The organism is Maribacter spongiicola (assembly GCF_004364165.1).
Lineage (GTDB): Bacteria > Bacteroidota > Bacteroidia > Flavobacteriales > Flavobacteriaceae > Maribacter > Maribacter spongiicola.
Genome location: NZ_SOAY01000010.1, coordinates 1053478 through 1079537 on the forward strand (window position 1 = coordinate 1053478; position 26060 = coordinate 1079537).

The window sequence follows — 26060 nt, forward strand, 5'->3', positions numbered from 1 at the left end:
TATCTATCTTCTCTATTCTATTCCTTAACGATCAAAAATCGTTTTTGGTTTAAAAATCATTAATTTATTTGATTCAATTAGTCGGGTTTACTTCTTTTCCCTTACCAAAATTTCATCAATCATACCGTATTTAAGAGCTTCGTCGGCTTTCATCCAATAATCACGGTCACTATCATCACGAACTTTTTCAATATCTGTGCCCGAGTGGTCAGCGATAATCTGATATAATTCGTCTTTAAGCTTCAAAATCTCTCTAGCTGTAATTTCAATATCACTCGCTTGCCCTTGCGCACCCCCAAGTGGTTGGTGAATCATAACGCGAGAGTGTTGCAAACCACTACGTTTACCTTTTTCACCTGCACATAAAAGAACGGCTCCCATAGAAGCGGCCATACCTGTACAAATAGTAGCAACGTCAGGAGTGATAAACTGCATAGTGTCATAAATACCTAAACCTGCATATACACTACCACCTGGAGAGTTGATATAAATTTGAATATCTTTTTTAGCGTCAACACTTGCTAAAAACAATAATTGTGCTTGAATAATGTTGGCTACTTGGTCATTAATACCAGTACCCATAAAAATGATGCGATCCATCATTAAACGCGAATAAACGTCCATTGCAACAATGTTCATAGAACGCTCTTCAATAATGTTTGGCGTCATGTTCGTCGGGTACATGCTGCTCATTATAGAATCGTAATAAGTGCTGCTAATGCCTTGATCGTTTATAGCGAAATTCTTGAATTCTTTTCCGTAATCCATAAATTGTATGTCTATATTTTAGAGTAAAAAAAGGTGCCGAAAATTTTATTTCCGGCACCGTAAAGATACTTAATTTATTGTTTGGAATTTATCCGTAAACTTCTTTCACGAAATTTTCATAGGTAACTTCCTTTGTCTTAAGGTTTGCCTTTTCTTTGTAAAGATTTAATAATTTCTGACTCATCAATTGTTCTGATAGTCTTTTTACTTCATCTTGGTTACCAAGAACTCTTGCGGCAATACTATCTAATTCTTCTTCTTTAGGGTCTAACTGACCGAATTGCGCCATTTGAGAACGAATAAATCCTTTAGAGAATTCTTTCAATTCATCAAACTGAACTTGTAACTCGTTTTCACGAATTATTTTACCTTCAATAAGTTGGTAACGTAAACCTTTTTCAGATTTAGCATATTCTTCAACAGCTTGTTCTTCAGATAAAGGCTCTTCACCTGTCATTTGAATCCACTTGGTTAAAAAACCGGTTGGTAATTCAAATTTGGTGTTGTCAATAAAGTATTCAGTAACGTCGTTCAATAATTTTTGATCGGACTGTTGCTCGAATTGCTTTTCAGAATCTTCTTTGATACGTTCTTTTAATTCCTTTTCAGATTTTACGCTGTCAGGGCCAAAAAGTTTATCGAATAACTCTTGATTTAATTCAGCAGCTTCTCTTTCGTTAATTTCAGAAATAGTGAAAGTAACTTCGGTATCTAATGATTCAGCTTTTTGTTTATCAATGCCTAATGCACTTGATAACATATAATCTTCATTAAATAGACCTTTTGTTTTTAAAGTAACAACATCCCCAACTTTTTTACCTTGTAGGGCATCTATAGCTTTTTTACTTTTCAACTTATCAGTTTCAAGCATGGTTTTGTTATCGATTTCTTCAGCCTCGTTAGTGAAAGTGCCGCTTACTTCATCATTCTTGCCAACAACATCTTTGCTTATAAGCTTGCCATATTGCTTTTGAATACGCTCAACTTGCTCGTCGATCATTTTCTTGTCTGCAACTATTTTATACTGGGTAATCGCATTTTTTGTTTTCAATGAAACTTCAAAATTAGGCGCTAAACCTAATTCGAACTCAAATGCCAACTCTTCTTTATCCCAATCAAAATTATCTTGTTGTTTTGGTAAAGGGTTACCAAGAACATCTAATTTCTCTTCGGTTAAATATTTGTTTAGATTGTCTTGCAACAATTTATTTACTTCATCAACCAATACAGCTTTACCATATTGCTTCTTTATTAGGCCCATAGGAACTTGACCTTTTCTAAAGCCAGGAATATTAGCTTGTTTTCTATAATCCTTTAAAATGGTATCTACCTTGTCTTGGTAATCTTCTTTTGTGATAGCAACTTTAACTACTGCATTTAAATCGTCTATCTGCTCTTTCGTAATATTCATTCCTTAATATCTATTTGCATGTATAAAATGGGATGCAAAAATACTATATTTTGCAAAGTCAACCAATTTTTTAAAGTATTGAATTTCAAATCACAAGCAACTACGACTTGTCATCTTTTAGTAGGGTAAAAAAGATTGATTGTAAAAACGACAGCAAGAGGCTAAAAATCAATGCCCACCAAATGTTGCCTACCGAAAAACCATCGATAAGTTTATCTGCTAAAAGTATAATTAACGCATTAATAATTAATAGAAAAAGACCAAAGGTAATTACTGTTACAGGTAGGGTAAGAATAACTAAAATGGGTTTTACCAATAAATTTAAAAGGCTTAATACTATAGCTACAACAATAGCTGTCGTAAAACCATCTACAGATACATTTGGTAGTACATTCGCCAAGATGATAACGGCAACGGCACTTAATAGAATTCGTAAAATTAGTTTCATAGGTTTTGGTTTTAAATTAAGATAGTTATTTATCCTTGGTTTAGAAAGGTAAGTGATTTTTTAAAAAATTGATCAGGGTTTTCAGCATGCAACCAATGACCTGCATTATCTATGGTTTCTACTGTTGCGTTTGGAAAATGTCTATGAATGATTTCAGCATCATTTTTGGTAACATATTCAGATTTATCTCCTCTTAAAAATAATGTTGGTCCGTCGTAGCTATCGGTGCTATTGATGTTGTCGCCAATTTCTTCCATCTTTTCACTTAAAACTTCTAGGTTAAATTTGAAACACAATTTTTTATTTTCATCTCTATCAAGATTTTTCAATAAAAACTGACGTATACCTGGGTTTGAGATGTATTTTTTTAACTGCTGGTCGGCATCATTACGAGATTTTAAATTGGTGGTATCTATAGCATTTAAACCATTAATAATATCTTGATGATGTGGTGGGTAATATTTTGGGGCTATATCTGCGATGAGCAATCTATTGACTCGCTCAGGGTATGTGCATGCAAATTGCATAGCTGTTTTTCCGCCCATAGAATGACCAATTAAAGCGGTACTTGGAATATGGTGTTCGTCTAGGTAATTTAGAAGGTCGTCCGCTAAAATGTCATAATTGAAATCGGGCGAATGAAAACTTTTACCATGATTTCTTTGGTCGATTAGGTGGACACAAAATCCATTTTCTGCATATAAAGTCCCTAAAGTTTTCCAATTGTCGAGCATCCCTAGAAATCCGTGTAAAATACACAATGGTTTGCCTTCGCCTAAAATTACCGAATGTAAAATCTGCTTCATTTTAATCTGTGTAAATACATGTTTACTACATTATCTAAACCTATATAAAGCGCCTCGCTAATAAGTGCATGACCAATAGATACCTCTAATAAATTAGGTATGTTTTTAGCAAAATATTCAATATTATCTAAGCTTAAATCATGCCCGGCGTTAATGCCAATGCCTAGTTCATTAGCTTTTTGGGCAGCTATAATAAAAGGACGTATTGCTTCTTCTTTATTTTTCTCGTAATCGGCGGCGTAACTTTCAGTATATAATTCTATTCTATCTGCACCCACCGCTTTTGCGCCTACTATCATTTTTGGGTCTGGATCTACAAATATAGATGTGCGAATACCTGCGTCTTTAAAGGTTTTGATAACATCGGTTAAAAAATCTTTATACTTTACAGTATTCCAACCAGCATTTGAGGTAATGGCATCTACAGAATCGGGTACCAGTGTTACCTGCTCAGGGTTAACTTCTAGCACTAATGCTATAAATTTAGGAACAGGATTGCCCTCGATATTAAATTCGGTCTTCACCGTTTTCTTTAAATCTCTGGCATCTTGGTATCTAATATGGCGTTCATCTGGTCTTGGGTGTATAGTGATGCCTTGTGCGCCAAAGCCCTCTAAATCGTTTGCAACTTTAAGCAAGTCTGGAACATTGCCACCACGGGCATTTCTGAGAGTTGCAATTTTGTTCACGTTAACGCTAAGTTTTGTCATTATGTCTTATTTACCTTTTAAGAGCTTCAAAAATACGAATAAGGCACGCCTTTTGATATTATTAATTGTTATTTTGCGTTATATATAGGCTTATGGATATTCAAGAACATATCATTGCGAATTTACCGGTATTCGATATTAAAGATACCACTGAAAAAGTTTTAGAATTTTTTCAAGATTCTACATATTCTCATGTGGCTATTTTAGACGATGGACGGTTTTTAGGACTTTTTTCTGAAAATGATGCAGACGGATTACAACCGGATGCCAAAATCGATGAATTTAGATATGAACTGCAAAGTTTTTTTGTGCGTCGAGATACCAATTGGTTAGATGTTTTAGAGGTGTTTGCACGTAATGAAGCCAATCTTTTGCCTGTTTTAAATAAAAAGGAAGAGGTTACTGGCTATTACTGCCTTACCGATATTGTAGCTGTTTTCATAGATATGCCTTTTTTTACTGATCCAGGTAGTATTTTGGTTGTTGCAACCGGAGTAAAAGATTATTCGTTTAGCCAGATTGCCCAAATAGTTGAAAGTAATAACGCTAAGCTTTATGGCGGTTTTATTTCTGACACCCAAAATGATATTATTCAAGTGACCCTAAAGATTACTGCGAATAATTATAATAAGGTAGTGCAGACTTTTAGACGATATAACTATAATATTATATTCGGAAATAGCGATGATGAATTTCTTGAAGATTTAAAGAACCGGTCAGACTATTTAGAGAAATATCTTAATGTTTAATATGAAAGTAGCTATATACGGTCAAACCTATCAAGATAATGCCATTGAATATCTTATCGAATTATTAGATGAGTTAAGCAAGGTTTCTGCCGAAGTTTATATTGAAAAAGATTTTTACGATTTATATAGAACAAACAAAACAGCTCAGACATTTCCTGTATTTACTATTGACGAAGGTTTAAATGCATCTTTTGATATGTTCGTTAGTTTTGGTGGTGATGGTACCATATTAAGAGCTACCACTTTTGTAAAAGATCTAGGTATTCCTATTGTTGGTGTTAATACCGGTAGGTTAGGTTTTCTTTCCACCTTCAAAAAAGAAGATGTTAGAAAAGTAGTTCAAGAGTTTAAGCAAGGTGCGTATACCGTTGTAGAGCGTAGTTTGGTGCAGTTGAATACCGAGAAATTGGATGCTGAATTTGGAGATTTGAATTTTGCGTTGAACGAGATTACCGTGAGTAGAAAAGAGACTACTTCTATGATTACGGTAGAAACTTATTTAAATAACGAGTACTTAACGTCTTATTGGGCAGACGGATTAATAATATCTACCCCAACTGGCTCAACGGGGTATTCTTTAAGTTGTGGTGGGCCAGTAATTGTGCCTACTGCTAAATCTTTGGTGTTGACACCAATTGCTCCACACAATTTAAATGCGAGACCATTGGTAATTTCAGATGATACCGTAATACGTTTAAAAGTATCTGGTAGAGAAGAAAACCACTTGGTTTCTTTAGATTCGAGAATAGCATCTTTAGAAAATGGAGAGGAAATCACTATTAGTAAGGCTCCTTATACCATTAAAATGATAGAATATACTTCAGAAAGTTTTTTAAAGACCCTTAGGAATAAGCTGCTTTGGGGTGAGGATAGGCGAAATTGAGCCCACTTTCAAACAATAATTGTCTTTAATCACTGTTTATCTTTTGAGAACATAAAAATTATTGCTTTTTCAATATTCAATATGATAACTGCAATAATTATAAAATCTATTTTATGCGTTATATAACGTTATTAGTATTGCTTTTTTTACTTTCGGGTTTGCAGGCGCAGACGTATGAAGTAGGTATTTTTGCGGGTGGTGCCAATACTATTAGTGATGTTGGTAGAACAGATTATCTTTTGCCGTCTAATATTGCTTTTGGCGGATTGTTTAAATGGAACATAAGTAAAAGGTATGCATGGCGTGGTAGTTTAACATATGGTAAATTTACTGCCGATGATACTAAATCTAATTCTACGGCAAGACAACAAAGGGGGTACGTAGTAGATAACTCTATTTTAGAAGGTTCTGTTGGTCTAGAATTTAACTTTGTAGAATATAATTTACACAAACTCGGGCCAGCTTTTACTCCCTATTTATATACGGGTCTTACGTATTTTAGGTATGATTATCAGTACTTTAATGGTGGTATTCTTCAAGATATCAATCAAAAAGAAGGTAGTTTTGCAGTGCCAATGACCGTAGGTTTTAAGTATCGTATCAATCAGTTTCTTATTTTTGGGGGCGAAATTGGTGCTAGATATACCTTTACAGATAACCTAGATGGCAGTAATCCTGAGGGTTCTAACTTTGAAGAATTTCAATTCGGTAATATTTTTAGTGATGACTGGTATGTTTTTTCTGGTTTAACACTAACGTATACCTTTGGCAGAAAACCTTGTATGGATTGTTTTGAGTAAATTTTAAGATGAGTGATATAAACGATATTGACAAACTGAATGTTCCAAAGCACCTTGCTATTATCATGGACGGTAATGGTAGGTGGGCAAAAGAACGTGGTAAATTAAGAGTTTTTGGTCACGAACATGGTGTAAAAACTGTCAGAATTATTGTTGAACAATGTGTTCAGCTAAAGATTGATTACCTAACATTATATACGTTTTCTACAGAAAATTGGAACAGACCAAAGATAGAAGTGCAAACCCTTATGCGCTTATTGGTGTCTTCATTAAAGAAAGAACTTAAAACTTTTAACAAAAACAACATTCGTTTAAATACCATCGGTAATATAGATGCACTGCCATCTAAAGCGTTTAAGGAATTGGTCGAAGTAATGGATCAAACTAAGCAAAACACAGGCATGACGTTGACTTTGGCTTTGAGTTATGGTGCACGCGAAGAGCTGCAGTCTATGGTAAAAGAGATAAGTGCCAAAGTTAAAAATAATATAATTTCAATTGAAAACATTGACCAAGAAATTATTAATAGCCATCTTTACACGCATGATTTACCAGACGTAGATTTGCTTATCCGTACTAGTGGAGAACATCGGATCAGCAATTTTCTATTATGGCAAATAGCCTATGCAGAGTTATATTTTATTGACGTATATTGGCCTGATTTTAGAGAGCACCACTTGGTGGAAGCCATAAAAAATTACCAGAACAGAGAACGAAGATTTGGAAAAACAAGCGAACAACTCACTTAAAGATATGGCTAGGTTCATATCCTTGAACCACTTTTTAACTACCCTTTTATTTTTAACCACCTTTATTGCCGCCGCACAGGATGCTTCCTATGAGGACGGAAAAAGTTATATTTTAGGAGGATTAGATGTTACCGGACTGCAGAGCTATAATGAACAAACCGTTAAAACGTATACCGGTCTTAGAGTAGGGCAACCTATTACTTTGCCAGGAGAGCAAATTAGCGAGGTTATTAAGAAATTATGGGGTCTTGAGCTTTTTAGCGAGATTGAGTTTTTTATAACTAACATAGAAGAAAACACCGTTTTCTTAGAACTTAATATTATCGAAAGGCCAACTTTAACTAATGTAAAATTTTACGGTGTTAAAAAAGGTAAAATCGAAGGACTAATTAAGGATACAGATCTTAAGAAAGGAAAAAAAATCACCGAAAGTTTAATTTCTAATTCTAAGAACTACATTGCCAACAAGTATAAGAAGCAAGGGTATTTAAATGCTAATGTAACCATTGCAACTGCTAAAGACACTACCGATACCAATACTCAAAGTATGGTGGTAAATGTTGATAAAGGTGATAAGGTTAAAATTCGTGACATTATTTTTGAAGGTAACGAGCAGTTAGCCGATAAGAAATTACGTAAGGCTTTAAAGAGCACAAAGCAGAAGAAATTTGGTCGTTTCTGGAAAAAATCTAAATACATTCAAGAAGATTACGAAGAGGATCTTGGGCTATTGGTTGATAAATTTGCTGAAAATGGATACCGAGATGCAAGGGTAATTTCTGATTCTATTATTAAGGTCGATGAAAATAACATCGATATCAAAATAAAAGTTGAAGAAGGCGATAAGTACTATTTTGGTAATATCGACTTTGTAGGTAACACGGTTTATACGGATCGTCAATTAAATCAAGTTTTAGGTATTAAAAAAGGTGATACTTATAATGGAGTATTATTACGCGAAAGAATTGCAGATAATTCTAAGCCAGACCCAACTGATGTTACAAGTCTTTATCAAAATAACGGATATTTGTTTTCTACGATTAACCCAGTAGAGATTTCAGCTGCTAATGATACTATTGATTTTGAAATAAGAATTATAGAAGGTAAAGAAACGTTCTTGGATCATGTTACCGTTTCTGGTAACGATAAAACGAATGACCACGTTATCTATCGTGAACTTCGTACAAGACCAGGTCAAAAGTATAATAAAGCTGATATTATTAGAACTATTCGTGAATTAGGTCAGCTTGGCTTTTTCGATGCAGAACAGATTACACCAGATGTTTTAAACGCAAACCCTAATGAAGGTACTGTTGATTTAGCATGGAATTTGGTAGAATCTGGATCTAGCCAAATAGAATTACAAGGTGGTTATGGTGGCGGTGGCTTCATAGGTACATTAGGGTTGTCTTTTAGTAACTTCTCTATACAGAATTTATTTAAAGGTGAGAAGTATAAGCCAGTGCCTATGGGTGACGGTCAAACCTTTGCACTTCGTTTACAGGCAAGTCGTACTTACAGAGTATACAGTTTAAATTTTGCCGAGCCATGGTTAGGAGGCAAAAAGCCGGTACGTTTTAACTTAAGTATGTCTAGAACACAACAATTTAATGCTACGTATGGTAATAACGGTAACATTGAGGTAGATAAAGATCAACAATTTTCTATAACAGGTATCACAGCTGGTTTGGCAAAACGTGTACAATGGCCAGATGATTTCTTTACCATTTCTCATTCACTGAGTTATCAATTATATGATTTTAGAAACTACAACATCGGTCTATTTAACTTTGGAGATGGTAAGGCAAATTCTGTAGCTTATACCTTTGGTATTTCAAGAAGTTCTCAAGGACCTAGTCGTATTTTTCCGATGTCTGGATCTACATTTGAATTATCTGCTAAATTTACACCACCTTGGTCGTTATTCAGTAATAAAGATTTTAGAGCATTAAAGAATAGATCTGAAGAACTTGAAGATTTAAAAAATGCTCAGGGTGGTGCTTTAAGTACTACTGATCAAGCTGAATTGTCGTCTATTGATCAAGAGCGTTTTAGATTACTTGAATATTATAAAGTTAAATTTAAAGGAGATTGGTATACTACGTTAGTAGATAAATTGGTATTGAAGACAAATGCTGAATTTGGCTTTTTGGGTAGTTATAACAGTGCAGTTGGTAATGTGCCTTTCGAAAGATTTTATGTGGGTGGTGACGGTTTAGGTAATTTTACATTAGATGGTAGAGATGTTGTACAACTTAGAGGGTACGATAATCAATCAATAACGCCTTATGCAAATGGATCTAATACACCAGATGGTGCATTGATTTACAATAAATTCTCATTAGAATTACGTTACCCATTAACCTTAAAGCCCTCGGCATCTATTTACGGACTGGCATTTTTAGAGGGTGGTAATTCGTTCAACAATTTTCAGGACTTTAATCCGTTTGAATTAAAACGATCGGCCGGTGTGGGGCTGCGAATCTTTATGCCAGCATTTGGTTTGTTGGGTATTGATTTTGGATACGGATTCGATGAGGATCTTAGGCCACAATCTGCTGGGCAAGGTCCAAGCGGATGGCAAACACACTTCATTATTGGTCAACAGTTTTAATTTTCATTGAATTATTAAAATCGTGCTTAGTGCTAATCCTTTAATTTTAAAAGATTTAGTAATTTTGGCACGATATTTTCTATAGGATTAAACGACATTAACAATGAGTACAAAAACAAAAGTTCTATTAGTAGTTTCGGTCATCTTTATGACAATACAGGGTTTTGCCCAAAGAGGGGTAAGAATGGCCTACGTAGATATGGAGTACATTTTACAGAATGTAGATGAGTACAGAGAAGCGACCGAACAGTTAGAAACTAAAGTACAACGTTGGAAGGTTGAAGTAGAGCAGAAGCAAAGTATAGTGGAGCAAATGAAGAAAGATTTAATGGCAGAGAAAGTGCTATTGACTCCAGAGCTAATTGCTGAGCGCGAAGAGGAGATTCAAATTTTAGAACGAGAAATGATCGAGTATCAACAAGATCGTTTTGGTCCTCAAGGGGATTTAGTGTTACAGAAGCGCAGGCTCATACAGCCAATTCAGGATCAAGTGTTCAATGAAGTACAATCAATTGGCACGAATAAAAAGTATGATTTTATTTTTGATAAATCTGCGGATGTTGTAATGTTGTATTCTGAAAAAAGACATGATATCAGTGATTTGGTATTAAGAGGTATTGCTAGAACAAGAAAAACTAGCAAACCAACAAAAAAATCAGAAGATCTTAGTAGATTAGATGATTTTGAAGGCGAAGATGAAGAAGTGGTTAGTGAGGCATTACAGGATCGTTTAGATAAAGCGGCCCAAGCAGCAGAAACTAGAGCGAAAAGTGCGGCCGATACGAAAGCCGAACAACTGAAATTGCGAGAAGAGCGTAAAAAAGCGTACGAAGAGAGAAGAAAGAAATTGTTAGAGGAGCGCGAAGCTAAGAAGCAAGAAAAATTAAAAGAGAGAAATAGCGATACCGAAAAAGATGATAACAACGGTACTATTTAAATAGGTTTAACGACCATAAAAATTAACACTCAATTAGAATTAAAATTACACTCATGAAACAAGTAAAACAAATTGCGGTAGCCTTATTGTTGTTCGTAGCAACAACAAGTTTTGTAAATGCCCAAAGTAAGGTAGCTCATATAGACGTTACTCAATTATTATCAGCAATGCCAGAAATGAAATCTGCAGAAGCTGAACTTAAGAAATTGCAAGAAACTTACAATGCAGACATTCAAGCTTCAATGACAGAATTGCGTAATAAGTACACACAGTACCAAAACGAAGCGGCCTCTAAGTCTAAAGAAGAGAATGAAAAAAGAGCTATAGAATTACAAGGTTACGAAAAGAATATTGGTGAGGCGCAGCAAGCTGCACAACAAGAATTCCAAAAGAAGCAAGGTGAGTTATTCGCTCCTATTTCTGAAAAAGCTAAAGCGGCTATTGAAAAAGTTGCAGCTGCACAAGGTTTTGACTACGTTATCGATGCGCAAGCGGGTGGTGGTCTAATCGTAGCAAAAGGTAAAGACCTTTTAGCCGATGTTAAAAAACAATTAGGTTTTTAATTAGAGCCTTATAGTATAAAAGAAAAGCCATCTATTTAGATGGCTTTTTTTATGCTTTTATTTTTCTTTTAATATTCGTCCAACGTAGATTTTTGATGAACTTGCCTTCTTCTTCAGTTACCAGGTAAGAGGTTTTGTTTCGACTGGCTTGTATGTACCCAGACATATTGTTCCAGAATGATTTTACAGATTTATTTTTCATTGCCATTTTCATAGAAGCAATACAGGTGATCACGAATCCATAACGCATCGTGTACATTGCTTTACCTTGTAACCTTTTCGCTTTTGCGTTATATGCCCTTCCTGTAGGTCTGAGATGTTTTACTTTAAGTGTTGCATCTGTTTGTAATGAGTAGCCGTTAAACTGAGCTAAGAGCTCATCTACAGTGTCCCATCCCATTGCGTTCTTCAATCCTCCTATTGCTTTAAAACAAGCTTTAGAATAGGCTTTGATGGCACCTCTAACATGGTTTTTGTCCATCGGGTGATTTAAAATCCATTCTTTAGCATTATTCTGTTCGTAAATGAATCCACCACAAATGCCTAAATTTTGATTTTTTTTGAAGTGCTGACTAATAACATCAAAGTAATTCAACGGTAGAATAATATCTGCATCTAATTTTACAATAAAATCATAGTTGTCGTCTAATAATTCAAGTCCCTTATTAAACGCATTAATGACTTTACTGCCGGGCATATGCTGTGTAGACGAAGTAGTGTTTACCTTTTTAAACAGGTTGCTCGTTGTACAGTATTCATCTATGATGTTTTCTGTACCATCGGTAGAATTATCATTAACTAGAATAACCTGTTTTGCGGCTAACGTCTGAAGTAAAATAGAGTCTAAGGTGCTTTTTAAAAAAGCCTCTTCGTTGTGTATAGGAATAACTATGTAGTAATTCATATGAATTATAGTCTCTTATTTTCTGGTAGCGTAAACTATATAATACCTTGGGGTGAATAATCGTAGAAAAGGTCTAAACCCTATTTTTTTAACAGGATGAGCCCATTTCTGAGAATCTTGAATTACCCAACCTGCTTTCTCTAATAACCAATCGAATTGCCAATCTTCAAACTCATGGTAATGTCTATCCCATTTATCAGTTTTACTTCTGTAAGCAGGGGAAAACCATAATTTTAGCGGTATGCTGGCAACTAATTTAGTAGCCTTGGTATTAGATAATAAGTTTAGCGGAGCTAAAAGATGTTCAAAAATTTCGAATGCAGTAATTACTTCAGCGTCAGTATTAGTTACTGTGCCATAATCGATATCTAAATCTTCACCTTCGGTATTCGCAACAGAATAACCGTCTTCTTTCATTATTTTGGCGAATGGATTATCGACACCTAAATCTAAAATTGATTCGTCGGTGGTAATATGTTTGCGTAAAAAATGAAGTGTATGCTTATATCGTTTGTTTGGAAAGCTGTTTTCGTACATGTTTAGATTCTGTATACCATTGCATTGACGTTCATTCCGGCGCCAACACTAGCAAATATAACAACATCTCCCTTTTTAATTTCCTGATTTTCTAATTTCCCGTTTTTTACTAGGTCGTATAACGTGGGTATGGTCGCTACAGAGCTATTGCCTAACTTTGAAATACTCATTGGCATAACACCTTCTGGCATTTCTTTACCGTAAATTTTGTAGAAGCGTTTTACGATTGCCTCATCCATTTTTTCATTGGCTTGGTGAATAAATATCTTTTTTACTTCGTCAATGTTAATACCACTATCGTCTAGACATGATGCCATCGCCGCAGGAACATTGGTAACCGCAAATTCATATATTTTTCTACCATGCATTTTAATGTAGAATTTCTTTTTTTCATCGTCCTTGTCATAGGTTTCTCCGAAAAATAGAAAATTAGCTTCATCATTAGCGTAAGTAGCAGACTCGTGTGCTATTATTTCGCCACCATCATCAGATTTTTCAACCACCGCAGCACCAGCGCCATCAGAATATATCATAGAATCGCGGTCGAAATCATCTACTATTCTTGATAAGGTTTCAGCACCAATAACCAAGCATCTTTTTGCAATACCACTCTTAATAAAAGCATTGGCTTGTATCATACCTTCGAGCCAACCTGGGCAGCCAAAGATTAAATCGTAAGCAACACACTTCGGATTCTTAATCTGTAATTGGTGTTTTACTCTAGTAGCTAAACTAGGTAATGTATCGCCTTGAATATACCCGTCTTTTAAGTCCCCAAAATTATGGGCAACAATAATATAGTCTAATGTTTCTTTGTCTATGCTAGCATTTTCAATTGCCTTTTCAGCAGCGAAAAAAGCCAAGTTAGATGTGGTGTATTCTTGGGGAGCATATCTTCTTTCTTCTATACCGGTAATAGCTTTGAACTTTTCAATAATGACCTCATTATTATGTTTAAAAGTAGTTCCGTCTAAATTTAGAAAATTATGATTATTGAAATCTTTATTGGTAACTTTTAATTCAGGTATATAGCTTCCTGTTCCCGTAATTGATATGCTCATTTTTAATAATTGAATTGTAACCGAATTTAAGCAAATTGTTAAAATATAATATGCATGCATAGTAAAATTTACGATGCTCAATGAAGATTGTTGAAAGTAAGCTTCATTAAAAAAGCCTTTTCGATTTCTCGAAAAGGCTTGCTAGTATAGGTTTAGAGGGTTTATTCAGCTTCCATATACGCTTCAATTGGTGCGCATGTGCAAATTAAATTACGGTCTCCATAAGCATCGTCAACTCTACGTACCGTAGGCCAAAATTTATTTTCGGCAATATATGGTAACGGGAAAGTTGCTTTTTGTCTTGAGTACGGTAATTGCCAATCATCTGTTGTGGCCATTTCTAAAGTATGCGGTGCATTCTTAAGTACATTGTTTGGTTCGTCAGTTTTAGATTCATCTATCTCTGCTCGAATAGATACCATAGCTTCACAGAATCTATCTAGCTCTGCTAAGTTTTCACTTTCCGTTGGTTCTATCATCACCGTTCCTGCAACAGGAAAGGATACGGTTGGTGCGTGAAAACCATAGTCCATAAGTCGTTTGGCAATATCGGTCACCTCAATTCCATTTTGTTTAAATGGTCTACAGTCCAATATCATTTCGTGGGCTGCTCTACCTTTTTCACCTGTATACAAAACATCGAACTTACCTTCAAGTTTGTGCTTAATATAATTGGCGTTCAGTATGGCAATTTTTGTAGAATGTGTTAAGCCATATTCACCCAGCATTTTAATATATCCGTAAGAAATAAGGCATACCAATGAGCTTCCCCATGGTGCTGCTGAAATTGCGGTTATGGCATCTTTGCCGCCGGTTTTTATTACTGGGTTGCTTGGTAGAAATGGTACAAGTTGTGGTGCCACGCATATTGGTCCTACACCTGGTCCGCCACCTCCATGTGGTATAGCGAATGTTTTATGTAAGTTTAGGTGACAAACGTCTGCGCCAATAGTAGCCGGGTTCGTTAAGCCAACTTGTGCATTCATGTTTGCACCATCCATATAAACTTGACCACCGTGATCATGAATTAATTGTGTGATTTTCTTTATCGATGATTCGAATACGCCATGTGTAGATGGGTATGTGATCATTAACGCAGCCAAGTTGTCTGAATGTAATAATGCTTTTTCTTCTAAATCGGCAACATCGATATTTCCTTTTTCATCAGTTTTTGTTACCACAACCTTCATACCTGCCATAACAGCAGAAGCTGGGTTGGTACCGTGTGCTGATGAAGGAATCAAGCATATGTTTCTATGAGATTCCCCTCTAGATTCATGGTATGCTCTAATAACCATCAACCCTGCATATTCACCTTGTGCACCAGAATTTGGTTGTAACGAAGTATCTGCGAAACCAGTGATTGTAGAAAGGTCTTTTGCCAATTCGCGTAAAATAATTTGATAGCCTTCTGCTTGTTGAACTGGTACAAATGGATGAATGTTTCCCCAGTTCGATGAGCTTAATGGCAACATTTCACTTGCGGCATTCAATTTCATGGTACAGCTACCTAGTGAAATCATGCTATGGTTTAAAGCTAAATCTTTACGCTCCAACTTTTTAATATAACGCATTAACTCTGTCTCTGAATGGTAAGAGTTAAATACCTTATTTTCCATGAAAGTAGTAGTACGTTGATTATTTTCTGGTATTGAAGTTGAATTCAATAAACTGCTAACCTCAGATGCAGTTTTGCCAAGTGCTTCAGAGAAAATGGCAATAATCTGATTTAAGTCTTCTAACGATGTCGCTTCGTTTATAGCTATTGAAATAGTTTCATTATCTACGTAGCAAAAATTAACTTCATTTGCTTCTGCAATTGGGCGTACTTTACTTGAATTTGCTTTTACCGTTATAGTATCGAAATAGGCAGTATTTAGTTGGTATAGCCCTAAATTTTCAAGAGCATCAGCCAAAGTAACGGCCGTGGAATGAATTTTAGTTGCGATATAGGTAAGGCCTTTCGGGCCGTGATATACGCCATACATACCTGCCATTACAGCCAATAAGACTTGAGCTGTACAAATGTTAGAGGTTGCCTTGTCTCTTTTAATATGTTGCTCTCTGGTCTGCAATGCCATACGTAATGCAGGTTTGCCATCGGTGTCTTTTGTAAGACCGATTATTCTACCAGGTATACTTCTTTTATATTCATCTTTAGTGGCAAAGAAAGCTGCATGCGGACCACCATAACCTAACGGAATTCCGAAACGCTGGGTAGTACCGACAACTACATCTACACCGAAATCGCCCGGTGGGGTCAATAAAACCAAACTCATGATATCAGCGGCTACCGCAACTTTAATATCATTTTCTTTTGCTTTAGCGACAAAACTGGAGTAGTCATATACTTGTCCATATTTGCCCGGGTATTGTAATAATACACCGTAAAAATCAGTACCAAAATCAAACTCTTCATGATTGCCAACCACCAACTCTATACCTAAAGGAATAGAACGGGTTTTTAAAAGCGATAACGTTTGTGGTAATATTTCTTCTGATACAAAGAATTTTACTACATCGTTCTTCTTTTGATCTCGACTTCTTACATCAAAAAGCATTGTCATTGCCTCGGCTGCTGCCGTACTTTCGTCAAGTAGCGAAGCATTGGCCAATTCCATACCTGTTAAATCGGCAACTATGGTTTGGAAATTTAATAGCGCTTCTAGTCTACCTTGTGCTATTTCTGCTTGATACGGAGTATAGGCGGTATACCATCCCGGATTTTCGAGAATATTTCTTTTAATTACCGAAGGGGTCAAACTTTCATGATAACCTAAACCAATATAAGTTCTAAAAACTTTATTCTTTTTAGATAAAGCCTCGGTGTGTGCAAGAAATTTATGCTCACTCATAGGCGCATCTAATTTCAAAGGCTGCTTTAGGCGAATATGATCCGGTATGGTCTCACTAATTAGTTGTTCCAAATTTTCAACACCGACAGTGTTGAACATGGTATTTAAATCTTCTTCCCTAATGCCGATATGGCGCAGAGCAAACACGTCAGTCTTCATAGATACTAATTGTTATATAATGTGTAAAATTACCACTTTTATGTGTTTAAATTAGGGTTGTAAGTTGTTCAACTATTGAAAGTTTTTAACCAAAGCTAAAGGTTATAAACACTTTAGCTACTTTTGTTTAATGAGCTTAATCAACAAGATATTTGATTTTTATCTCGATGCCAGTATACACGTTGCCTTAGGTATCTTTAGTTTGGTACATGTAACTGCACTTACCTTAAACATAAATGTGCCTCTTGAGCTTTATTTTTTTATTTTTTTCGGGTCGATAAGCTGTTATAATTTTGTGAAATTCGGAGTTGAGGCCGAGAAATATATTCTTGTTGCCAATACGTATCAAAAAAACATACAATTTTTTAGTTTTGGATGCCTTCTTGTTGCAGGTTATCAATTGTTTTTTCTTTCGGAAAGAGTATTTGTAGGATTATTGATTTTAGCGGCTATTACCGGATTGTATGCGTTACCTGTTTTGCCGAAGAATAAGAATTTTAGAAGCTTTAGCGGATTAAAAATATTAATAGTTGCCGCAGTTTGGGCAGGTACAACGGTAATTTTACCCGCAATATCTCAATTAGATACTATCTCTTGGAATGTGAAGATAGAAACTTTTCAACGTTTTCTTTTTGTACTGATACTATTGGTACCTTTTGAAATACGAGATCTGAAATATGATAATGATGAATTGAAAACATTACCACAACGAGTAGGGGTAAAAGGGGCGAAAATGATTGGTTACGGGTGGACAATTCTATTCTACTTAATCACCTTTCTAAAAACAGATTTAGATAGTACACACATTTTAGTCAAAACAATGCTGTTCTTAGTTTTATTGATAGTGATTTATAAGACGAAATTAAACCAAAAGAAATATTTTTCCTCTTTTTGGGTAGAGGCAATTCCGTTGCTTTGGTGGTTGTTTTTTATAGTAAGTAAAAAGTGTATTATTTTGCTTTAGAAAAAGTTTCTTTCATTTTCTTTTTTTCCTCATCAGACAATACAGCTAGTCGTGCTTGATTGCAAAGCGATGTTAATTTCGTATTGTCTTTGCTGTGCTTTGCACAGGTTTTACATAATAGTAAGTGAAACTTTAATTTTATTTTTTCCCAACCCGTAGCTTCTTTGTATTGTGCTTTATCACAAATATTTGCTGCCTTTTCACATGAAATCATCATAACTAAAACCAATTTTGATTTAAACAACCCATTAAGCCTGTTCTGGCCCTATGTATCATTACCCAGAGGTTAGACGCATTTATTCCTAATGCATTACAAATATCTTCAGTTTCCATGCCTTCAATAGTTTTCATGGTAAAAACCTGAGCTTGCTTTTTAGGTAATTTTGATATGCAGTTTTGAATCGCAAGACCTAATTCTTCATTTTCAAGAGCGTCATTTTCAAAATTGCTATTAGGATCGGCAATACGCTCTTCTAACCAATCACCTTCAGCGTCTGTTTGCGAACTGTAACTCATGCGAACCTCTGCCTTGCCTTTTTTTGAATTTATTTTGCGGTAGTGGTCAATTACCTTACGTTTTAATATGGCTATTAACCACGTGCGTTCTGCTGCATCGCCTTTGAAATTTTTTGCAGATTTTAATCCCGCTATAAAAGTATCTTGAACAAGATCTTTCGCGATTTCTGTATCACTTACTCTTGTTACGGCGTAATTGAAGAGGTAGTCTGCATAGAGATCTACCCATTTATCAGGATTTAGGCTGTTTGTTTCCATTTTATAATCTGCTCTTCAAAAGTAATTTAATTTTGTGTATTATGATTACTTTTGAGTATAAACACTTATGTAATGAAGAATATACTTTTTTTCGTTTTGATACTTAGCTCACATTTTGTTTTGGCGCAAATAGTATCGCAACCAATTGTTGAATTTGAAGGCTTCGATGAAACAAAAGCAATATTACTTGATGTAAGAACACCAGAAGAATATGCTGCTGGTTGTATTAATGGAGCTCTGAATATGAATTGGTTGTCAAGCGAGTTCAACCAAAAAGTAGCATCACTCGATAAAACCAAAAAGATTTATGTTTATTGTAAAAAAGGCGGTAGAAGCTTAAAGTCTCAAGCAAGACTTCTCGAACTCGGATTTAAAAATGTAGTGGATTTAGAAGGTGGCTATGATGCATATTTGGCTAAAAAATAATTTAGAAGAGCATTTTAATCCCCCTATTAATTTTTATTCATTACCAATTCAGCCAGAATTTTTGTCAACTGAGGTTCTCGTATAGGTTTAATAATATAATCTGATACCTCTTTTATATTTTTCGTCTTTTCAAAATCTACTAAATCTACTGAAGAGGATAAGATGTAAATGGTTATTTTCTTGACAACTTCGGGTATTATTTTAGTGTATTCATCCATAAATCTATACCCGTCCATTACCGGCATATTTACATCTAAAAAAATGACATCTGGTAATTTGTCAAGATTGTCTAAGTTTTCATTAAAAAAGGTCATAGCTTCGGCACCATCTGTAAATGGCATTATGTTACCAACAGATTTATGGGCCTCTAATGTATGAAGTATGGTGTATTGAAAAACTTCATCATCATCTATTATGCAAACATTTATACTTTTGTCCATCTATTTATTAGTTTAAGGTGATGAAAAATGTGGTGCCCACATTAACTTCACTTTCCGCCGAAATTGAGCCGTTCATTGCTACTATTTGTGCTTTGGTTAAAAATAAACCAACCCCCCTTGCATCTGGGTGTTTATGAAATACTTTATTAAGTCCGAATAATTTATCACCGTAATTTTTCATGTCTATACCTAATCCGTTATCCTTAAATTCTAAAGTTGTTTTTCCATTTACCACATTCGAAATTATTAAAATTTCGGGTGCTCTGTCAGGAGCTTTATATTTTAAAGAATTACTAATTAGATTTAGAAATACACTTTCCAAATATATGGGGTTATACAGTACGTTTTCAATTTTAGAAAAATCATATTTTATAATGGCACCTGTATTCATTATTTCAGCAGCTAGGATCTCTTTTGTTTTGCTTAAGGTTTGTTCAAAGTAAAGGTTTTCTTTGATCCCGCCAGCGTTGTGTTTAACTGTTATGGTTTCGATCAGGGTATTTAGTGTTTCTGTTAAATGATGTATTACAATTTCGAATTTTTCAAAAATTTCTACTTTTTTACTTTCGCTCTCTGAATTTTTAAATAAACCGAGCAATGCATTTAAATTACTAACAGGAGACCTTAAATTATGAGATGTAATATGATTAAATTCTGCTAATTGTTCATTTTTGGAAGTCAAAATGATTGTTGATTCTTCTAAATTTTTATTTGCTTTTATGATTTTTTGCTGAGCTTCTACCTGTTCAGTAATATCTTGACTTGATCCAATAAGTTCAACAACATCACCTGCTTCATTTAGTAACACGGCGCCAATAATTTCTATAGTTCTTATGTTACCGTTATCTCTAATTATTCTGTGTTGAAATTTATCAAAGTTTTTAGAGTCAAGAATTTTTTCAATTTCAGAAATGACCTTGTCTCTGTCATCTGGGTGTACCCTATCTAAATAGGTTTTAAAATCTAAGTGCGTATTTTTATTAAAATCCAAAATTTTCAACAGGTTTGCCGACTTTTCCATTATGTCGTTCACAATATCCCATTTCCAATGCCCAAGGCTAGATAGTTGCTCGGCAAAATTTAAAAGTTGGTTTTTTTCTATTAAATCTTGTTCTCTTCTTATGCGATCTGTAACGTCTTGTGCGGTACCTATCATTTCTAATATATTTCCTTGTCGGTCTTTTATAACCTCTGCTAAAAGCTCAATAGAACGAATGTTTCCATTGGTTAAAACAATTCGGAATGACAGTATAGTTTTGCTGGTTTTAGCTTTAACAATGGTCTCTAATTCTTTTTTTATCCTATTAGTATCATCTGTATGTACTCTTGATAAAAATAAATCCATATCTATTGGATGGCCCGGCTCTATATCATAAATCTTGTACAGATTGTCTGACCAATTAGACGTGCCTGTATTCGGGTTCCATTGCCAAGACCCCATTAGTGCCATTTCTTCGGTAAAAGAGAGTAATTGGTTTTTCTCTTTAATTAGTTGTTCTGCTTTTACACGGCTTGTAATGTCTTGGCTAGTGCCTTTAAATAAGATAATATTACCTTCTTGATCAGTAATAGCTTGACCTATAACCTCTACCGTTTTAGTTGTTTCGTTATTTAATTTTAAACGGAATATTATTTTTTCAAACTTCTTATCAATAAAAATTTGGTTTTTTAACTCTTGAACGACCCTGATATCTTCTGGGTGAATGCGAGAGAGTATGGTTTCTATATGTAATGAACAGCCAATTTCAAATTCATAAATTCTGTAATGGTTGTCTGACCATTTAATTTCTTTAGTTTTTGGGTTCCACTGCCAAGAACCAATATTCGCTATTTTTTCTGCAAAATTAAATTGATCATTTTTTTGTAATAATTCTAATTCTTTTCTTTTTACCTCAGTTATATCTTGGCACGTGCCAGACATTTTTAATACTTCACCTTGGTTATTACGATCTATTTGACCTACAGTTTTAATAGTTTTTACACTACCATCGTTTAATTGAATTTTATAAGTTGATTCAGGGAATTTGCCAGTTAACATGGCGTTTTCTAGGCTAGAAACTACCCTTTCTCTATCTTCATCATGTATATAGCTAATGTAAGTTTCAAAGGTTAAATCGTCACTTTTGTCATGACCGTATATAGCGTGTAAGTTATCTGACCAATACACTTTGTTTGTAGGTGTGTCCCATTGCCAATACCCTATCATAGCCAATTTTTCGGCAAAGTTTAGCTGTTGATTTTTTTTTGTAAGTTCAAACTCTCTAGATTCATTTTCTGTAATATCGAGGCATGTTCCCAGTAATTCTTGCGAACCATCATTTTCGTTTATCGTTACCTTACCGATAATTTGAATAATTTTTATAGAGTTATTACGATGAATAATTCTATGTGTAAAGTCATAAAATTGATGATCAGTAATAGATTGGTCTATTTTTTCTTTTACAAATGCTTTGTCATCTGGGTGAACTTTATTGAAATACGAACTAAATGATAATTTATCGGTTTTTGGTTGGTCGAAAATTTGAAAAAGGTTGTCTGACCAAAAAACATCATTTGTTTCGGGTTTATATCTCCAATAACCCATTGTGGTTAGATGCTCAGTAAAATTAAGTAATTGGTTTTTTTCTATTAGTTCATGTTCAATTTTTACTTTATTGGTAATATCGAGTGCAGTGCCTATTAATTCTTTACTATTACTTATTTTATTTGATACGAGATCTGCAGTTATCTCTAGTGTTCTAACACAGCCATTTCTGGTGATAAGTCGGTGAATGAAGGTGTGCTTTATACCATTTTTTTGTACACATTTTAAAGCCTCATCAACATGCGATTTGTCTTCTGGGTGTATTCTGGCGTAAAGAACTTCGAAACTCATGGGTTCCCCATATTCAAAATCTGTTATCTTGTATAGATTTTCTGACCATTTAAACGCACCTGTTTTTGTATTCAATTGCCATGTGCCTGCTTCAGTACTGCTTTCAGTTAATTGTAATTGTTTGTTTTTTTGTTTTAGCTGGTGATCTCTTACTTTGCTTTCGGTAATATCTTGGCAGGTGCCCATTATTGTTATTACTTTTCCATGTGTATCGGTTATTACCTCACCAATAGATTTCATGGTTTTGATGGAGCCGTCTTTTAATACGATACGATAATTTGAATCAGGAAAATGCTTTGTTTTTAAGGCTAGGTCAAATTTTGCAACTATTTTTTCTTTATCTTCTTCATGAACATATTCTAAAAATGTATCGAAGGACAAAGGGTTTTCTTTATTGCGATTTAGAATATGGTAAAAATTACCTGACCAGGTCAGCGTGTCTAAATTTATATCCCATTTCCAGGAGCCTGAATTTGCTAATTTCTCAGCATAGGCTAGTTGTTTTTTTAACAAATGAGTCTCAATGTTTTTCACTTTAGAATGCGTAATGTCTGTGATGAAACCATGTAAGCTTGTGCATTTAGCATCACTTTTAAAAGCATGTGTTGCTATGCTTAGAAAACGAGAATTTCCTTTACTGGTCAACACTTCATATTCCAGTTCAAATGAAACTCCGTTTAATAAAGCCTGTGTGTGTGCTTTTAGAAGATTTTCTTTAAGAGTACCTTCTTTGCAATTTCCGTAGATATTATCTGTATGGGGTATATATGTTTTTTGTACTTGATGAATTTCTTTCAAGGCATCGTTCCAATATACCTTATTAGAATCTACTTCAAATTTGAATATACCTATATCAGTATTGCTGTTGATGGCTGCATCAACTTGGTCTGTTTGAAGAAGAGTGTTCTCTTTACTCATTTCATTTCAAGAGTTTACTATTAAACATGTGAAAACAAAACGGGGGAGGTTTTGATTGTAAAGCTGTGTTGTGGCTAATTAGCTACAATATAATTAATAAATAATTGATTTATAGAAGGTTCGTAGCTTTCTTGAAATGTAAATATCTTTTCCGTTAGGCAACTATTGTTACTAATCGTAGCATTTAACAGGCTATTAAACATAATACCGTTTAGTTTTGGGTTAAATTTTTTTTATCACTTTTAGTTGATATTAATTTAACCACATATAATACAGTAAAATTTTATTTGTGAGAAGGATTTGAATCTTTAAATAGATAACAGGGAGATACAGCGAATATATTAAGTTAAAAAGGATTGATAAGCAGATAAATAGAGGTAAAATTATAAACGGTATATGGTTTTTTGAGGGCTTAACATTGAATTCAAATTAAGGTGTCTTATTATGTTAATAATAACAATAATTAAATCAGATATTTTCTTATTTATTGAATAAATTTAACCTGATATTGATTCTGAATTGTATTCATAAGTTAATATCAGGCTATTTCTTTATTCTAAAATAAAATGCTATGCAATTTTAAGTATAAGCTAGTTTAGCAACCCGGCTCTTTCTAACAAAGCCTCAACCTTTGGTTCTGCGCCTCTAAACCTTTTGTAAAGTGTCATAGGGTTTTCAGTACCACCTTGCGACAGTACATTGTCTTTAAACTTAGTTGCAACTTCTTTATTGAAAATGCCTTCTTCTTTAAAGTAAGCAAAAGCATCTGCATCTAAAACTTCTGCCCATTTGTAACTGTAATAGCCAGATGAGTAGCCTCCTTGAAAAATATGAGAGAATGCTGTACTCATGCAGGTTTCCGGTGTTTCGGGGTATAGACTAGTATCTTTAAATGCTTCGTCTTCATGTGCTTTTACATTGGTAATACTTGTTGGGTCAATTCCGTGCCAAGACATATCTAATAAGCCAAAACTTAATTGACGTAAGGTCTGCATCCCTTCTTGGAAGGTGGCCGATTCCTTTATTTTTTCAACTAGTTTCATCGGTATGGTTTCTCCAGTTTCATAATGCTTTGCAAACAATTCTAATGCTTCTTTTTCATAACACCAGTTTTCTAAAACCTGACTCGGTAATTCTACAAAATCCCAAAATACAGATGTTCCAGATAGGCTAGGGTAGGTGGTGTTTGCCAGCATACCATGCAAACCGTGACCGAATTCATGAAATAAAGTGGTAACCTCGTTAAATGTTAATAAAGATGGTTTGCTTTTCGTGGACGGAGTAAAGTTGCAAACGTTTGATATATGCGGACGCACATTTTCGCCATTACGCCTCCATTGCGATTTGTAAGATGTCATCCAAGCGCCACCTCTTTTACCTGCTCTTGGGTGAAAATCGGCATAGAATAACGAAATGAAGTTTTTATCGGCGTCGTAAACTTTATAGGTTTTTACTTCGTCATGATATTTATCTATGTCGTTTACTTCTTCAAACTGTAAATCGAATAGGTTTTCCGCTACTTTAAAAACACCGTTTATAACATTTTCCAGCTTAAAGTAGGGCTTCAGTTTTTCATCATCTAAGTTAAATAACTCTTGCTTTAATTTTTCAGAATAAAAACTACTGTCCCATTTTTCTAAGCGGTCAATATTATCTAATTTTTTTGCAAAATCTTCTAATTGCTTGAACTCACGCTCTGCAGCTGGCTTCGCCTTTGCTAGTAATTCATTTAAAAAAGAATGTACTTTCTCAGGCGTCTCTGCCATTCGTTCTTCTAGAACAAAATTTGCATGTGTTTTATAACCTAATAGGTTAGCTCTCTCAAAGCGTAACTTGGCAATATCAAGAACGTTTTCTTGGTTGTCTAGTTTGTCGTTATGAAATGCTCTACTGCCAAATGCCATTGAAAGTTCTTTTCTTAACTTCCTATTTTTGGCGTACTTCATAAAAGGAATATAGCTTGGGTAATCTAACGTAATCATCCAACCATCCTCTTTGCCTTTTGAAATAGCCAATTGGGCTGCTGCTTCTTTTTCTCCTTCCGGTAATCCGTCCAGATCAGCTTCATCCGTTAGGTGCAATTGATATTTATTGGTTTCGGCTAGTACATTCTCGCCAAAAGTCAATTTTAACTTGGCAAGTTTTGCATCTATCTCACGTAAACGCTTCTTATTATCTTCGGATAAATTGGCTCCGTTTCGGCTAAAACTTTTATATTTCTTATCTAAAAGAGTGTTTTGCTCAATAGTAAGGTCCAAATCATCCTTTTGGTCATAAACTGCTTTTACTCTTTTGAATAACGCTTCGTTTAAGGTAATATCGTTCCCGAATTCTGATAATAACGGAGAAATTTCTTGTGCAATTTTCTGAATTTCCTCATTTGTTTCTGCGGAATTCAAGTTGAAAAACACACTTGAAATTCGGTCTAATTGCTGACCTGAAAATTCTAATGCTTCTATCGTGTTTTCAAATGTCGGAGCATCTGTATTTCCTGTAATGGCATCTATTTCCGCTCGTGCATCTTCTATAGATTGTAAAAATGCAGGCTTAAAATGCTCATTTTTTATTTGTGAAAACGGAGCGGTATCAAAAGGGGATAATAATGGATTCATATTTCAAGTTCAAGTTTAAGAGTCAAATTCAAGACCACTCAAATAAATTAAAATTAGTTTTACTCGATCATCGAGATTTAAATACTCCGACGTTTCA

At 34.6% G+C, this 26060-nt stretch carries 23 protein-coding genes; 9 read left to right on the top strand and 14 right to left on the bottom strand.

Translation table 11 applies throughout. The features are described from left to right. Nucleotides 1-87 precede the first annotated feature (87 nt). The 5 genes from clpP to CLV90_RS04965 all read right to left on the bottom strand — a co-directional run bounded on the left by clpP (nt 88) and on the right by CLV90_RS04965 (nt 4143). Nucleotides 88-768 carry an ATP-dependent Clp endopeptidase proteolytic subunit ClpP gene (gene clpP / locus CLV90_RS04945; protein ID WP_133686387.1) on the bottom strand — a complete coding sequence of 227 codons (681 nt, stop codon included), beginning with the start codon at nt 766-768 and terminating at the stop codon, nt 88-90. Nucleotides 769-856: 88 nt separating this feature from the next. Continuing rightward, complete coding sequence (tig, locus tag CLV90_RS04950) at nt 857-2179, bottom strand: trigger factor (protein WP_133686388.1); 1323 nt, start codon at nt 2177-2179, stop codon at nt 857-859. Between the two features lie 100 nt (nt 2180-2279). After that, the gene (locus tag CLV90_RS04955; RefSeq protein ID WP_133686389.1) at nt 2280-2627 is read right to left on the bottom strand and encodes a phage holin family protein; all 348 of its coding nucleotides are present in this window, start codon (nt 2625-2627) and stop codon (nt 2280-2282) included. A 29-nt stretch (nt 2628-2656) separates the two neighbouring features. Next, nucleotides 2657-3433 (bottom strand): alpha/beta fold hydrolase, encoded by a 777-nt coding sequence (locus CLV90_RS04960; RefSeq protein WP_133686390.1) that lies wholly within the window; start codon nt 3431-3433, stop codon nt 2657-2659. Then, the gene (locus CLV90_RS04965) at nt 3430-4143 is read right to left on the bottom strand and encodes a pyridoxine 5'-phosphate synthase (protein WP_133686391.1); all 714 of its coding nucleotides are present in this window, start codon (nt 4141-4143) and stop codon (nt 3430-3432) included. Before CLV90_RS04965 ends, CLV90_RS04960 begins: the two co-directional genes overlap by 4 nt. 92 nt (nt 4144-4235) lie before the next feature. Between CLV90_RS04965 and CLV90_RS04970 the strand changes: the two genes are divergently transcribed. The 7 genes from CLV90_RS04970 to CLV90_RS05000 all read left to right on the top strand — a co-directional run bounded on the left by CLV90_RS04970 (nt 4236) and on the right by CLV90_RS05000 (nt 11438). After that, a complete protein-coding gene (locus CLV90_RS04970) occupies nt 4236-4892 on the top strand; it encodes a CBS domain-containing protein (RefSeq protein ID WP_133686392.1) in 657 nt (218 codons plus the stop codon). A gap of 1 nt (nt 4893) precedes the next feature. Next, complete coding sequence (locus tag CLV90_RS04975) at nt 4894-5775, top strand: NAD kinase (protein ID WP_133686393.1); 882 nt, start codon at nt 4894-4896, stop codon at nt 5773-5775. A gap of 113 nt (nt 5776-5888) precedes the next feature. Next, nucleotides 5889-6575, top strand: coding sequence for a type IX secretion system protein PorG (porG, locus tag CLV90_RS04980; RefSeq protein ID WP_133686394.1), 687 nt, complete (start codon nt 5889-5891; stop codon nt 6573-6575). 8 nt (nt 6576-6583) lie between these two features. After that, on the top strand, nt 6584-7324 hold the full coding sequence (locus CLV90_RS04985) for an isoprenyl transferase (RefSeq protein ID WP_133686395.1): 741 nt from the start codon (nt 6584-6586) through the stop codon (nt 7322-7324). 4 nt (nt 7325-7328) lie between these two features. Further along, a complete protein-coding gene (locus CLV90_RS04990; protein ID WP_133687019.1) occupies nt 7329-9938 on the top strand; it encodes a BamA/OMP85 family outer membrane protein in 2610 nt (869 codons plus the stop codon). A 103-nt stretch (nt 9939-10041) separates the two neighbouring features. After that, nucleotides 10042-10875 carry an OmpH family outer membrane protein gene (locus tag CLV90_RS04995; RefSeq protein WP_133686396.1) on the top strand — a complete coding sequence of 278 codons (834 nt, stop codon included), beginning with the start codon at nt 10042-10044 and terminating at the stop codon, nt 10873-10875. A gap of 53 nt (nt 10876-10928) precedes the next feature. Beyond that, nucleotides 10929-11438 carry an OmpH family outer membrane protein gene (locus tag CLV90_RS05000; protein WP_133686397.1) on the top strand — a complete coding sequence of 170 codons (510 nt, stop codon included), beginning with the start codon at nt 10929-10931 and terminating at the stop codon, nt 11436-11438. 49 nt (nt 11439-11487) lie between these two features. Here CLV90_RS05000 and CLV90_RS05005 read toward each other — a convergent pair whose 3' ends face one another. The 4 genes from CLV90_RS05005 to gcvP form a co-directional block, all read right to left on the bottom strand. Beyond that, complete coding sequence (locus tag CLV90_RS05005; protein ID WP_133686398.1) at nt 11488-12342, bottom strand: glycosyltransferase family 2 protein; 855 nt, start codon at nt 12340-12342, stop codon at nt 11488-11490. Nucleotides 12343-12357: 15 nt separating this feature from the next. Further along, nucleotides 12358-12879 carry a class I SAM-dependent methyltransferase gene (locus tag CLV90_RS05010; protein ID WP_133686399.1) on the bottom strand — a complete coding sequence of 174 codons (522 nt, stop codon included), beginning with the start codon at nt 12877-12879 and terminating at the stop codon, nt 12358-12360. A gap of 2 nt (nt 12880-12881) precedes the next feature. Then, a complete protein-coding gene (locus tag CLV90_RS05015) occupies nt 12882-13940 on the bottom strand; it encodes a 3-oxoacyl-ACP synthase III family protein (RefSeq protein ID WP_133686400.1) in 1059 nt (352 codons plus the stop codon). Nucleotides 13941-14101: 161 nt separating this feature from the next. Further along, the gene (gene gcvP, locus CLV90_RS05020) at nt 14102-16954 is read right to left on the bottom strand and encodes an aminomethyl-transferring glycine dehydrogenase (protein WP_133686401.1); all 2853 of its coding nucleotides are present in this window, start codon (nt 16952-16954) and stop codon (nt 14102-14104) included. Between the two features lie 130 nt (nt 16955-17084). On the opposite strand from gcvP, the gene CLV90_RS05025 reads away from it, so the two are divergent. Beyond that, nucleotides 17085-17918, top strand: coding sequence for a UbiA prenyltransferase family protein (locus tag CLV90_RS05025; RefSeq protein ID WP_133686402.1), 834 nt, complete (start codon nt 17085-17087; stop codon nt 17916-17918). Here CLV90_RS05025 and CLV90_RS05030 read toward each other — a convergent pair. Then, a complete protein-coding gene (locus tag CLV90_RS05030; RefSeq protein WP_341777681.1) occupies nt 17905-18135 on the bottom strand; it encodes a hypothetical protein in 231 nt (76 codons plus the stop codon). The genes CLV90_RS05025 and CLV90_RS05030 overlap by 14 nt on opposite strands. 2 nt (nt 18136-18137) lie before the next feature. Then, a complete protein-coding gene (locus CLV90_RS05035) occupies nt 18138-18692 on the bottom strand; it encodes a sigma-70 family RNA polymerase sigma factor (RefSeq protein ID WP_133686403.1) in 555 nt (184 codons plus the stop codon). A gap of 72 nt (nt 18693-18764) precedes the next feature. On the opposite strand from CLV90_RS05035, the gene CLV90_RS05040 reads away from it, so the two are divergent. Next, entirely contained in the window at nt 18765-19118 is a 354-nt protein-coding gene (locus tag CLV90_RS05040; protein ID WP_133686404.1) for a rhodanese-like domain-containing protein, read from the top strand. A gap of 26 nt (nt 19119-19144) precedes the next feature. Here the strand turns inward: CLV90_RS05040 and CLV90_RS05045 are convergent, their stop codons facing one another. The 3 genes from CLV90_RS05045 to CLV90_RS05055 form a co-directional block, all read right to left on the bottom strand. Beyond that, nucleotides 19145-19558, bottom strand: coding sequence for a response regulator (locus CLV90_RS05045; RefSeq protein ID WP_133686405.1), 414 nt, complete (start codon nt 19556-19558; stop codon nt 19145-19147). 7 nt (nt 19559-19565) lie between these two features. After that, complete coding sequence (locus CLV90_RS05050) at nt 19566-23351, bottom strand: PAS domain-containing sensor histidine kinase (RefSeq protein WP_133686406.1); 3786 nt, start codon at nt 23349-23351, stop codon at nt 19566-19568. 590 nt (nt 23352-23941) lie between these two features. Further along, a complete protein-coding gene (locus CLV90_RS05055; protein ID WP_133686407.1) occupies nt 23942-25963 on the bottom strand; it encodes a M3 family metallopeptidase in 2022 nt (673 codons plus the stop codon). Between the last annotated feature and the right edge of the window lie 97 nt (nt 25964-26060).

Bases quoted from the DNA above. Each gene is read 5' to 3' on its own strand.
- clpP (WP_133686387.1), bottom strand. From the start codon at position 768: ATGGATTACGGAAAAGAATTCAAGAATTTCGCTATAAACGATCAAGGC.
- CLV90_RS04975 (WP_133686393.1), top strand. From the start codon at position 4,894: ATGAAAGTAGCTATATACGGTCAAACCTATCAAGATAATGCCATTGAA.
- porG (WP_133686394.1), top strand. From the start codon at position 5,889: ATGCGTTATATAACGTTATTAGTATTGCTTTTTTTACTTTCGGGTTTG.
- CLV90_RS04955 (WP_133686389.1), bottom strand. From the start codon at position 2,627: ATGAAACTAATTTTACGAATTCTATTAAGTGCCGTTGCCGTTATCATC.
- CLV90_RS05000 (WP_133686397.1), top strand. From the start codon at position 10,929: ATGAAACAAGTAAAACAAATTGCGGTAGCCTTATTGTTGTTCGTAGCA.
- CLV90_RS05030 (WP_341777681.1), bottom strand. From the start codon at position 18,135: ATGATGATTTCATGTGAAAAGGCAGCAAATATTTGTGATAAAGCACAA.
- CLV90_RS04960 (WP_133686390.1), bottom strand. From the start codon at position 3,433: ATGAAGCAGATTTTACATTCGGTAATTTTAGGCGAAGGCAAACCATTG.
- tig (WP_133686388.1), bottom strand. From the start codon at position 2,179: ATGAATATTACGAAAGAGCAGATAGACGATTTAAATGCAGTAGTTAAA.
- CLV90_RS05045 (WP_133686405.1), bottom strand. From the start codon at position 19,558: ATGGACAAAAGTATAAATGTTTGCATAATAGATGATGATGAAGTTTTT.
- gcvP (WP_133686401.1), bottom strand. From the start codon at position 16,954: ATGAAGACTGACGTGTTTGCTCTGCGCCATATCGGCATTAGGGAAGAA.
- CLV90_RS04985 (WP_133686395.1), top strand. From the start codon at position 6,584: ATGAGTGATATAAACGATATTGACAAACTGAATGTTCCAAAGCACCTT.
- CLV90_RS05005 (WP_133686398.1), bottom strand. From the start codon at position 12,342: ATGAATTACTACATAGTTATTCCTATACACAACGAAGAGGCTTTTTTA.
- CLV90_RS05010 (WP_133686399.1), bottom strand. From the start codon at position 12,879: ATGTACGAAAACAGCTTTCCAAACAAACGATATAAGCATACACTTCAT.
- CLV90_RS05035 (WP_133686403.1), bottom strand. From the start codon at position 18,692: ATGGAAACAAACAGCCTAAATCCTGATAAATGGGTAGATCTCTATGCA.
- CLV90_RS04990 (WP_133687019.1), top strand. From the start codon at position 7,329: ATGGCTAGGTTCATATCCTTGAACCACTTTTTAACTACCCTTTTATTT.
- CLV90_RS05025 (WP_133686402.1), top strand. From the start codon at position 17,085: ATGAGCTTAATCAACAAGATATTTGATTTTTATCTCGATGCCAGTATA.
- CLV90_RS05015 (WP_133686400.1), bottom strand. From the start codon at position 13,940: ATGAGCATATCAATTACGGGAACAGGAAGCTATATACCTGAATTAAAA.
- CLV90_RS04970 (WP_133686392.1), top strand. From the start codon at position 4,236: ATGGATATTCAAGAACATATCATTGCGAATTTACCGGTATTCGATATT.
- CLV90_RS05055 (WP_133686407.1), bottom strand. From the start codon at position 25,963: ATGAATCCATTATTATCCCCTTTTGATACCGCTCCGTTTTCACAAATA.
- CLV90_RS04965 (WP_133686391.1), bottom strand. From the start codon at position 4,143: ATGACAAAACTTAGCGTTAACGTGAACAAAATTGCAACTCTCAGAAAT.
- CLV90_RS04995 (WP_133686396.1), top strand. From the start codon at position 10,042: ATGAGTACAAAAACAAAAGTTCTATTAGTAGTTTCGGTCATCTTTATG.
- CLV90_RS05040 (WP_133686404.1), top strand. From the start codon at position 18,765: ATGAAGAATATACTTTTTTTCGTTTTGATACTTAGCTCACATTTTGTT.
- CLV90_RS05050 (WP_133686406.1), bottom strand. From the start codon at position 23,351: ATGAGTAAAGAGAACACTCTTCTTCAAACAGACCAAGTTGATGCAGCC.